Source organism: Micromonospora yasonensis, from assembly GCF_026013475.1.
Taxonomy (GTDB): domain Bacteria; phylum Actinomycetota; class Actinomycetes; order Mycobacteriales; family Micromonosporaceae; genus Micromonospora; species Micromonospora yasonensis.
The window spans coordinates 18,202-28,146 of the sequence record NZ_JAPDPH010000079.1 but is presented as its reverse complement, the minus strand read 5'-3'; the positions used below and the strand labels follow the sequence as shown (position 1 = coordinate 28,146).

At 71.2% G+C, this 9,945-nt stretch carries 9 protein-coding genes; 1 reads left to right on the top strand and 8 read right to left on the bottom strand.

From position 1 onward, the window contains the following. From ONA70_RS17845 to ONA70_RS17815, 7 genes are all read right to left on the bottom strand, one after another. On the bottom strand, positions 1-587 hold a 587-nt coding region (locus ONA70_RS17845), incomplete at its 3' end, for a YcnI family protein (protein ID WP_265007575.1). A gap of 334 nt (positions 588-921) precedes the next feature. After that, positions 922-1,386 (bottom strand): hypothetical protein, encoded by a 465-nt coding sequence (locus ONA70_RS17840; protein WP_265007574.1) that lies wholly within the window; start codon positions 1,384-1,386, stop codon positions 922-924. A gap of 310 nt (positions 1,387-1,696) precedes the next feature. Further along, positions 1,697-2,026 (bottom strand): carboxymuconolactone decarboxylase family protein, encoded by a 330-nt coding sequence (locus ONA70_RS17835; RefSeq protein WP_265007573.1) that lies wholly within the window; start codon positions 2,024-2,026, stop codon positions 1,697-1,699. Between the two features lie 52 nt (positions 2,027-2,078). Beyond that, positions 2,079-2,828, bottom strand: a complete 750-nt coding sequence (gene narI / locus ONA70_RS17830) for a respiratory nitrate reductase subunit gamma (RefSeq protein ID WP_265007572.1) — start codon at positions 2,826-2,828, stop codon at positions 2,079-2,081. Continuing rightward, positions 2,825-3,496, bottom strand: a complete 672-nt coding sequence (gene narJ / locus ONA70_RS17825) for a nitrate reductase molybdenum cofactor assembly chaperone (RefSeq protein ID WP_265007571.1) — start codon at positions 3,494-3,496, stop codon at positions 2,825-2,827. The genes narI and narJ overlap by 4 nt, the downstream gene beginning before the upstream one ends. Continuing rightward, entirely contained in the window at positions 3,493-5,112 is a 1,620-nt protein-coding gene (narH, locus tag ONA70_RS17820; RefSeq protein WP_265007570.1) for a nitrate reductase subunit beta, read from the bottom strand. The genes narJ and narH overlap by 4 nt, the downstream gene beginning before the upstream one ends. Beyond that, a complete protein-coding gene (locus tag ONA70_RS17815) occupies positions 5,112-8,813 on the bottom strand; it encodes a nitrate reductase subunit alpha (RefSeq protein WP_265007569.1) in 3,702 nt (1,233 codons plus the stop codon). The genes narH and ONA70_RS17815 overlap by 1 nt, the downstream gene beginning before the upstream one ends. 356 nt (positions 8,814-9,169) lie before the next feature. On the opposite strand from ONA70_RS17815, the gene ONA70_RS17810 reads away from it, so the two are divergent. Further along, positions 9,170-9,388: a hypothetical protein gene (locus tag ONA70_RS17810; protein ID WP_265007568.1), complete on the top strand. Its 219-nt coding sequence runs from the start codon at positions 9,170-9,172 to the stop codon at positions 9,386-9,388. Positions 9,389-9,498: 110 nt separating this feature from the next. Here ONA70_RS17810 and ONA70_RS17805 read toward each other — a convergent pair whose 3' ends face one another. After that, positions 9,499-9,777: an SHOCT domain-containing protein gene (locus tag ONA70_RS17805; RefSeq protein WP_265007567.1), complete on the bottom strand. Its 279-nt coding sequence runs from the start codon at positions 9,775-9,777 to the stop codon at positions 9,499-9,501. Positions 9,778-9,945 lie beyond the last annotated feature (168 nt).

The window sequence follows — 9,945 nt, the reverse complement described above, 5'->3', positions numbered from 1 at the left end:
TCGTGCCACTCCGCCAGACTGGGCGGAATCGTCACCCAGCGGTTCTCGCCGACCTCGCACTCCTGGACGGTCGGGAACCACAGGATCTCGGGCGCCTCCTCATCGATTCGGAAGCCCAGGCCGAAGGGCTTCTGCTCGTGGTCGGGCAGCGGTCCGCCGACCCACGCCACCTCGACGATCCGGCCGAAGCCCTCGCCCTCACCGGCCGCCCGCGTCACCTGGAGCTCCCAACCGGGCACGGAATCCGGGGTGACGAGGTGCACGCCATCGGGAATCTGCATCCGCACCGCGGTGGTCGCCGAGCCGGCGCAGCCATGGGTCACCAGGAAAGCGGTGTGGAAGAACTTCGTCTCTGCCGTGTAGGGCGTGGCAATCATGTGCGCGCTGGCCGGCACTGCCGCGACTCCGACCGCCACGGCGGCGGCGACCAGCACGACGCCGGCGCGTCGCATCAGTTTGATCACTCGTCTCCTCCAGAGGCTCTGGATGCCCGTCGCCGCCAGCCCCTCGGCTCCCGGCCCGGCACCGGACTCAGCATCGTGAGGACCCGTCGCCGTGTCTTCGCTCAGATTGCTGCGTTCGCTCAAGCGGCGGTGACCGGCCACGAGCGAAGCCGGTGCGCCCGCGCGTACTGGCTCCGCGGTGTCACCAGGTAGACCTTGACCAGCGCAAACAGCGCCCGCGCCGATTCGCCACAGTCGATGCCGTAGCCGCGTCCGGGACCCCAGAAGCAACCCGGCGACACCACGATGCCGCACGGCTCGCGGTTAGGGGTCGGGGCCGGAACGTCTCAGCCAGCGGCTCGGGACGAGGCACACCCGGGCTGCGACGGTCGTGCGCGGAGGCGTTTGCCGCGCTCGTCCAGACGATCCGGATTCAACCGCAGCAGCGGTGGCGGCTCTCGGCATCCGGAACCGCGGATCACGGCAGGTGAGCGGCGAGTACGAGGAAGACCGCCCCGATCAGCACGACCAGAGCACCCAACCCGGTGACCAGAATGCTCACCTGCCACGCCTGGTAGGCCCCGAGCAACGCCCCGCGCAGGGTCTCCCCCATGAAGGCGGTCTGCCGCAGCCGGTCGAGTCGCTCGTCGCCGCGGCCCGTGTCCAGGCACTCCTCGGCGATCTCCGCATAGGTCCGGCCACCGGTGGCCCGAGCCACATGGTCGGCGATGAGCTGCGAGTAGGCACGGGCCTGGACCCCGGTGCGCACCGGGGCCCGGGCGTACCTGGCCAGCGGTGCCGGCAGGCCGGTGGCCGGAAAGGCGATCCGCTGACTGGTCAGCTCCTGGGCGACGCTGCGCCGGCCGAGGAGGCCCTGGGCGATCATGACTGGCCCGGCAACCAGCAACAGCACGCTGGTGAGGGTGAGGAGGAGTGTGATCATGCGATCACCCTGCCCGGTGTGGTCAGTGTCCGGGAGGGCAGCAGGTCCCGACATCGATCGGGACCCAGGTCCCGGCCGGTCGGGTTTCGACGGCACGCAGCCGCGCGCCGCGTCGGTGACCAGCGGCCACAACCGTCGCAGGTCGGCGTCGGGGTGGTCGAGGACCCATCGCGGGCGGACAGGCCGGACCGGGATGCCGTGGGGGCCGCTCCGGGCCGTCGCGGCGCCGGCCGCTGGCTGTTGGCTGGCCTTCGTCGGTCGGACCCGGCGGATCGCGGGTAGCCGGAGGCGACCCGCGATCCTGCCGTCGTCAGGAGTCCGCGGCTGCCCGTGTGACGTCCTCGATCCAGTTGAGCGCCGCGATGGCGGTCGGGAAGCCACAGGTGGTGATGGCGGCGAGGGCGACGGCGCGTACCTCGTCCAGGCTCGCCCCGTGGTTCACGGCCTTACGGACGTTGGAGCGCACCGCGCCCTCGGCCTCGGCGCCGATCGCCACCGCCAGCTTGATCAACCGGTCGGTCCGGTCGTCGAACGGGTTCTGCTCGCGGATCGTGCGCGCCAGCGCGCCCTGCGCCTCCGCGACCTCCGGGAAGCGCTCCAGGAACTGCAGGTAGATGCCGGGCAGGTAGTCCTCTTCCATGTCTCCTCCACCGCTGATCAATCCTCACACCGTACGACGTCCGGCTCGGTGATCAGGCCCGGCCGCTGGAGATCGGCAGGTGGGCACGGTCGCGCACCGCAGCCGGGGTGGGCTGCGCCGCGGGGACCGCGCCCCGCCGGGCCCGGTAGACCACGTACGGCCGCCACAGGTACGCCAGCGGCGCGGACCAGACGTGTACCAGCCGGGTGAACGGCCACAGTGCGAGGAGCAGGAAGCCGCCGATCGCGTGCAGCTGGTAGACCAGGGGTGCCCCGCTCATGAGCGCGGGATCGGGCTGGAACCAGAAGATCCCCCGGAACCAGACGGCGATCGTCTCCCGGTAGTCGTAGCCCTCGCCGAGCAGGTTCGTGCCGACCGTGGCGGTCATGCCGAGCGCCACCATGACGGCCAGCGCGGTGTAGAGCACCTTGTCCATGGTGGTGGTGACCCGGCGGACCCGGCCGTTGACGAAGCGCCGGGCGATCAGCAGCGCCAGGCCGGCCACCAGCATCGCGCCGGTCACCGTGCCGCCCCACACCGCGGTGAGGTGATAGAGGTGCTCGCTGATCCCGATCTTCTCGGTCAGCGACGCGGGCACGACCAGACCCATGGCGTGCCCGCCGATGACCCCGAGGGCGCCCAGGTGGAACAGCGGCGAGGCGAGGCGCAGCAGCCGGTTCTCCAGGAGTTGGCTGGTGTGGGTGGTCCAGCCGAACTGGTCGTGGCGCCACCGCCAGACGTGACCGGCGACGAAGACCGCGAGGCACAGGTACGGCAGGACGATCCAGACGAGCGTGGTCATCGTGGGGCCTCCGACGGGGAGCAGGCGGGGTATGGGGCGAGTGCGGCGCCGGGCAAGTCCGGGCCGTGCCCGAGGGACTCCAGGCCGACCGTCTCCAGCGGGGGCCCGTCGACGGCGAGCGCCGTGACGGCGGCCCGGTCGGCGTCGGTCAGCTCGGGCAGCACGGCGCAGACGGCATCCAGCAGGAGCCGGTACGGCGTGCCGGACTCGGCCAGCGCGGCGCGGAGCAGCTCGATGCCCGTGCGGTGCTGGCGCAGCGGTGCCTCACCCTCGCCGGGGCCGACCGTGGCGGCGAACTCGAGCACCACGGGCAGCAGGTCGGGCAGTTCCCCGTCGGCGAGCCGCAGGCCGTGTGCCCGGTACCGCTGCTTGAGGATCAGCAGCGCCATCCCCCGCTTGCGGGTGTCGCCGTGCAGGTAGTAGGTGAGGTAGAGGCCGGAGCGCCGGCGTAGGTCGAAGGTCTGGACGTAGTGCCGCTGCGCCTCGATCGGGGTGGCGCGCAGCAGCCAGTCGAGGAACTCCTCGATCTGCCCCCGCACGGTGTCGTCGGCGATCCGGTCGGCCGCCGCGCGGAGTTCGGCGCCCGCGTCGAGCAGTTCGTCATCGGGGTACGTGAGCAGCAGCGAGACGAGTTCGAAGATGCGGGGCCGGTCGGTCGGGGCGGTCATGAGCGGCCTCGCAGCGGGTTGATGGTGAGGCCGCGGCGGCCGTCGGCGCGCCGGGAGAGGAGTCCGGGACGGCCGGGTCGTACCTCGTCGCCGTCGACCAGGTGGAAGCTCTGCACGGTGGCCTCGGTGGTCATCCCCGGGCCACCGGCGCAGTCGAGCGCGCAGTCGGGGTGGGCGGCGGCCTGGGCTTCGAGGGCGGCGGCGTCCTTGGTGTGGGCGACGGGGATGACGTAGCGCTCGTCGTACTTGGCGACGGCCAGCAGCCGGTACATGGCCTCCACCTGGTCCGCGGTCATGCCGATGCCGTCCAGCAGGTCGGTGGCGACCGTGCCGTCCAGGGTGCGGGCCCGCATGTAGGAGCGCATGGCGGCGAGCTTCATCAGGACGCCGGCGACCGCCTCGACGTCGCCGGCCGTGAACAGCTCGGCCAGGTACTCCACCGGGATGCGCAGGTCGCGGATGGTGTGGAAGACGTCGTCGGCGTCGGTGTCGTCCCGGCCGGCCTGCCCCACCGCGTCCAGCACCGGCGACAGCGGTGGGATGTACCAGACCATGGGCAGCGTCCGGTACTCCGGGTGCAGCGGCAGCGCCACCTGGTACTCGCTGATCAGCCGCCACACCGGGGACCGTTCGGCGGCGTCCAGCCAGTCCGGTGGCATCCCGGCCTCGCGGGCGGCCTGCCGAACGGCGGGGTCGGCCGGGTCGAGGAACACGGCGCGCTGCGCGTCGAGCAGGTCGCGCTCGTCGGCCACGGAGGCGGCGGCGAGCACGGCGTCCTCGTCGTAGAGGACGATGCCCAGGTAACGCAGCCGGCCGACGCAGGTCTCCGAGCAGATGGTCGGTTGTCCCGCCTCGATCCGCGGGAAGCAGAAGGTGCACTTCTCCGCCTTGCCGGTGGTGTGGTTGACGTACACCTTCTTGTACGGGCAGGCCGACACGCACATCCGCCAGCCGCGGCAGCGGTCCTGGTCGACCAGGACGATGCCGTCCTCCTCGCGCTTGTACATCGCGCCCGAGGGGCAGGCCGACACGCACGCCGGGTTGAGGCAGTGCTCGCAGATGCGCGGCAGGTGGAACATGAAGGTCTTCTCGAACTCGAACTTGACCTTCGCGGCCGCCTCGCTCGGCATGCGGGCGATGTTCGGGTCGCCGCCGGCGTGTTCGTGTGCTCCGCCGAGGCTGTCCTCCCAGTTGGCGCCCCAGGTGACCGCCATCGGTTCACCGGTGAGGGCGGAGTGGGGCCGCTTGACCGGGGTGTCCTTCAGACCGGCGGGCGCGTTGACCAGGATGTCCTTGTCGAAGGTGGCCGGCTCGTAGTAGTCGTCGATGGAGGGCAGGTCCGGGTTGGCGAACAGCCGGCTGAGCCGCTTGAGCCGGCCGCCGGAGCGTAGCTTCAGCCGGCCCTTGTCGTCGAGCTGCCAGCCGCCGTGCCAGCGGTCCTGGTCCTCGTAGTGCTTCGGGTAGCCGATGCCCGGCTTGGTCTCGACGTTGTTGAACCAGACGTACTCGGTGCCGTCGCGGTTGGTCCAGGTCTGCTTGCAGGTCACGGAGCAGGTGTGGCACCCGATGCACTTGTCCAGGTTCATCACCATGGCGACCTGGGCACGGATTTTCATCAGTACTGCACCTCCTGCACGCGGCGGCGAATCACGGTGATCTCGTCGCGCTGGCTGCCGATCGGGCCGTAGTAGTTGAAGGCGTAGGTGAGCTGGGCGTGGCCGCCCGCCAGGTGGGTTGGCTTGACCAGCAGCCGGGTCATCGAGTTGTGGTAGCCGCCCCGCCGGCCGCTCTTCTCCGCCTTGGGCACGTTGACCGTGCGCTCCGGCGAGTGGTACTGGAACACGGTGCCCTCGGGCATCCGGTGGCTGACCACGGCCCGGGCCACCACGACACCGTTGCGGTTGTGCGCCTCGATCCAGTCGTTGTCCCGTACGCCGATCTTGGCGGCGTCGGCCACGCTCAGCCAGATCACCGGGCCACCCCGGGACAGGGCCAGCATCAGCTCGTTGTCGTGGTACATCGAGTGGACCGACCACTTCGCGTGCGGGGTCAGGAAGCGTACGGTCAACCCGCCGTCGACCAGTTCGCCCGGCTTGCCGAAGTGCCGCGCCATGTTCAGCGGCGGCCGGAAGGCCGGCAGCTGCTCCCCCAGCTCGGCCACCCAGTCGTGTTCGACGAAGAAGTGCTGCCGGCCGGTGATCGTGTGCCAGGGCTTGAGCCGTTCGACGTTGAGGGTGAACGGCGAGTAGCGACGGCCACCCTTCTCCGAGCCCGACCATTCGGGGCTGGTGAAGACCGGCTGCGGCGCCCGCTGGGTGTCCGGGTACGTGATCCGGTCGTGCTCGTGCCCAGCGATCAGGTCGGCGAACGGCCGGCCGGTCCGCTTCTCCAGGGCGTCGAAGCCGGCCGAGGCCACCCGGCCGTTGGTGGTGCCGGAGAGCGCCAGGATCGCCTCGCACATGCGGTCGGCGGTGGCCAGCGACGGCCGGCCGGCGAAGGGCCCGTCGGTGATCACCCCGTTCTGGTGTCGCAGGTACTCCAGCTCGGCGGTCACGTCAACGGTGAGCGCCTTGGTGGTGGTGCCCAGCGTGTCGAGCAGCGGGCCGACGGCCCGCATCTTCGCGCCGATCTGGGTGTAGTCCCGTTCGATCTCGATGAGCTTCGGCATGGTGGCGCCGGGCAGCGGCTCGCACTCGCCCGCCTTCCAGTCCCGCACCCGGCCGCTCGGCATGGCCAGCTCGTCGGAGGTGTCGTGCTGCAGCGGCGCGGCCAGCACGTCGCGGCGCACCCCCAGGTGGATTGCGGCCAGCTCGCTGACCTTGTCGGCCAGGGCGAGGAAGGCGTCGTAGTCGGTGTGCACGTCGGCGGGCGGGTCGACCGCCGGGCTGAACGCGTGCACGAACGGGTGCATGTCGGTGGTGGAGATGTCGTGCTTCTCGTACCAGGTGGCGGCGGGCAGGACCACGTCGGAGTGCAGGCCGGTGTTGGTCATCCGGAAGTCGATCGCGGTGAGCAGATCGAGCTTGCCGGTGGGCGCCTCCTCGCGCCAGTCCACGTCGCGGGGGCGGTGGTCGGGGTCGCACTCGGCCGCGCTGGCCGACGAGTCCACGCCGAGCAGGTGCCGCAGGAAGTACTCGTTGCCCTTGCCGGAGGAGCCGAGCAGGTTGGCCCGCCACAGGGTCAGGCAGCGCGGGAAGTTCGCCGGGTCGTCCGGGTCCTCGGCCACCGCCTTCAGCCGGCCGGCCGTCAGCTCGGCGACGATGTGCTGCTGCACCGTCACCCCGGCCGCCGCCGCCTCGTCGGTCAGGTCGAGGGGGTTGCGGTTGAACGCGGGGTGTCCGGGGCTCCAGCCCATCCGCTGCGCGGCGGCGACGGTGTCGGCGAAGGTCATGCCGGCGAACCGGCCGGTGCCCAGCGGTGAGGAGAGCTCGTCGGCCCGGACCCGCTCGTAACGCCACTGGTCGGTGTGCAGGTACCAGAACGGGGTGCTGGCCTGGTGCCGCATCGGCCGGTGCCAGTCGAACGCGAACGACATGTGCTGCTGGCCGGTGATCGGCCGGGCCTTCTCCTGCCCGACGTAGTGCGCCCAGCCGCCGCCGTTGACGCCCTGGCAGCCGGTCAGGGTGACCAGGGAGATGAACGCGCGGTAGGTCATGTCGGAGTGGAACCATTGGTTCGCGCCGGCGCCCAGGACGATCAGCGAGCGGCCTCGGCTGCGCTCGGCGTTGCGGGCGAACTCCCGGCCGATGCGGGCGGCCAGCGTGGCCGGGACGCCGGTGATGCGCTCCTGCCAGGCCGGGGTGTTCGGGGCGTCCGCGTCGTCGTACCCGGTGGGCCACACGCCGGGCAGGTCACCGCGGCGCACCCCGTACTGCGCCATGACCAGGTCGTAGACCGAGGTGACCAGGTGCTCGCCGACACGCCTGACCGGCACGCCGCGGCGCATGGTCGCGCCGCCCTCGGTGTCGCCGACGTCGAAGCGGGCCAGGTCGATCTCCACCGCTTCGTCGCTGACGTCGAGCAGGCCCAGTGCCGGGACCACGTCGCCGAGGTCGAGGTTCCAGCGGCCCTCGCCGGCCTCGCCGTACCGGAAGCCGAGCGACCCGTTGGGCACGACCAGGTCTCCGGTGCGCTCGTCGACCAGCACGGTCTTGTGCGCGCCGTCCGCCTCGCCCAGGTCGGCGGCGGTCAGGAAGCGGTCCGCGGCCCACACGCCCCGCGCGGTCTCCCGGAGGGTGACCAGGAAGGGCAGGTCGGTGTAGCGGCGCACGTAGTCGACGAAGTAGGGCACCGCGCGGTCCCGGAAGAACTCGGTGAGCACGACGTGACCCATGGCCATGGCGAGCGCGGCGTCGGTGCCCGGATGCGGCGCCAGCCAGTCGTCGGCGAACTTGACGTTGTCGGCGTAGTCGGGGCTGACCGCGACCACCTTGGTGCCCCGGTAGCGCGCCTCGGCCAGGAAGTGGGCGTCCGGGGTGCGGGTCACCGGGATGTTCGAACCCCACATCATCAGGTACGTGGCGTTCCACCAGTCCCCGGCCTCCGGCACGTCGGTCTGGTCACCCCAGATCTGGGGCGAGGCGATCGGCAGGTCGGCGTACCAGTCGTAGAAGCTCAGCAGGGTGCCACCGAGCAGGGCGTGGTAGCGGGTGCCGGCGGCGAAGGACGCCATCGACATCGCCGGAATCGGCGAGAAGCCCACGACCCGGTCCGGCCCGTACGTCTTCGTGGTGTGCACGTGCGCGGCGGCGACCATGGTGATCACCTCGTCCCAGCTGGCGCGGACAAAACCACCGCGCCCCCGCTGGATCTTGTAGGCGCGCGCCTTGAGCGGGTTCTCCACGATGTCCGCCCAGGCGAGCACCGGGTCGCCCAGGCGCCGGAGCCCGTCGCGGAACATCTCGGCCAGCACCCCCCGCACGTACGGGTGGCGCACCCGCGACGGCGAGTACTCGTACCAGGAGAAGGAGGCGCCGCGGGGGCAGCCTCGGGGCTCGTAGTCCGGCGAGTCGGGCCCGGTGGTGGGGTAGTCGGTGGCCTGGTGTTCCCACGTGATCAGGCCATCCTTGACGAAGACGTTCCAGGAGCAGGACCCCGTGCAGTTGACACCGTGGGTGGAGCGCACCACGCGGTCGTAGCGCCACCGGTCACGGTAGAAGTGCTCCCACCCGTTGCCGTCGACCTGGTGCAACGTCCGGCCATGGTCGCCGACCGTCTCCCTGGTCAGGAACCGGCGGGCGGCCAGGAGCGGTGCCGCACCGGGCACCTGGTCCGTCGCGGGAGCGCGGCCGGCGTCTGGTGGGGGGTGCGGTGACACGTCGGTCACTCCTTCGGTGTGGTGCGAGACGACAACCCGTTGGTCGTCGACGGCACGCGGCAGCGTGCCCTGCCCACCAGCGTCCGCGATATCAACCGCAAGATCGGGGGGCTGCGGTCCCCACCTGTCGGGACCAAAGTCCGTAATCCGGCACCTTCTCGTCTGACACCGTTGACCGCGGGCGAAGGCGGGTTTCGCGCCTGGCATGGTCATCAGTGGCCGGGGTGAGCGTGCGGTGTCGGCCGCGGCGGCTACCGCCCTGGTACGAGGCGGAAGATGGTACCGGGGTGTGACGCGGAGCCGCGCGATCTCCTCCTAGCGTCCCGGGCATGAAGAGGATCCTCACCGCTTTCGGAATGCTGCTCGGGCTCTACCTGATCGGTCGTGCAGCCGTCGAGCCGTTCGTGATCAACATGACGGATCCGGCCGACTACCGGTTGGACTGGGGCGGCCCCAGCCTGGCCGGCGTGCTGGCGGTTCACTGTGGACCGGGAATTGTCGCCGCCGTACTGATCGGGCGGAAAATCCGCTCGTCGTGGCGCCGCCGGACGGCGCTCAGCCCGGGCGAACGATGAGGTACGCCGGGTGATCGTGCACGGCCGCGTAGGCGCCAGGTCACCCCGGCGCCTACGCCGCCGCCTCCTCGGATCCGGGCTCGAGGAGCCGGTGGGGTCGCGGGACACGGTCAGGACTTGCCCCGCAGTACGGCCCGTCGCTGCCTCAGCTCCTCCTCGCCGATCTCGCCGCGCGCGAATCGCTCCGCGAGGACCCGCTCTGCCGCGCTGCGCGCCGACCGCGTCGGCGACCTGCGGTAGATCAGATAGCCCAGCGACGACAGCACCAGAAGCCAGAACAGGGCAGGGAAGATCAGCCACCAGCCTGCTCGGCCGTCCCAGGGGCCGTACCCCTCTCCCCATCCGGGGCCATGGTGGGCATACGCGTAACCCACTACTTCCGCCAACATCGCAACCTCCCTCGGCATCGGGCTCGCTCCTGCTCGCCCTCTGCCCCGAGCGTCGCCCGTCGCTACGGTTGCCGTCGTCGGCCCGGCAACGACATCCGCCGTACGTCGCCGGTCGTACCCCGGGCCGCGTCAGCCCTGACGGCTGCCGGCGGCGGGTGTGGCGCGAGA

Excerpts from the sequence above, each read along its gene's own strand:
- ONA70_RS17840 (WP_265007574.1), bottom strand. The coding sequence starts at position 1,386 with ATGATCACACTCCTCCTCACCCTCACCAGCGTGCTGTTGCTGGTTGCC.
- ONA70_RS17835 (WP_265007573.1), bottom strand. The coding sequence starts at position 2,026 with ATGGAAGAGGACTACCTGCCCGGCATCTACCTGCAGTTCCTGGAGCGC.
- narI (WP_265007572.1), bottom strand. The coding sequence starts at position 2,828 with ATGACCACGCTCGTCTGGATCGTCCTGCCGTACCTGTGCCTCGCGGTC.
- narJ (WP_265007571.1), bottom strand. The coding sequence starts at position 3,496 with ATGACCGCCCCGACCGACCGGCCCCGCATCTTCGAACTCGTCTCGCTG.
- narH (WP_265007570.1), bottom strand. The coding sequence starts at position 5,112 with ATGAAAATCCGTGCCCAGGTCGCCATGGTGATGAACCTGGACAAGTGC.
- ONA70_RS17810 (WP_265007568.1), top strand. The coding sequence starts at position 9,170 with ATGCTGCTCGGGCTCTACCTGATCGGTCGTGCAGCCGTCGAGCCGTTC.
- ONA70_RS17805 (WP_265007567.1), bottom strand. The coding sequence starts at position 9,777 with ATGTTGGCGGAAGTAGTGGGTTACGCGTATGCCCACCATGGCCCCGGA.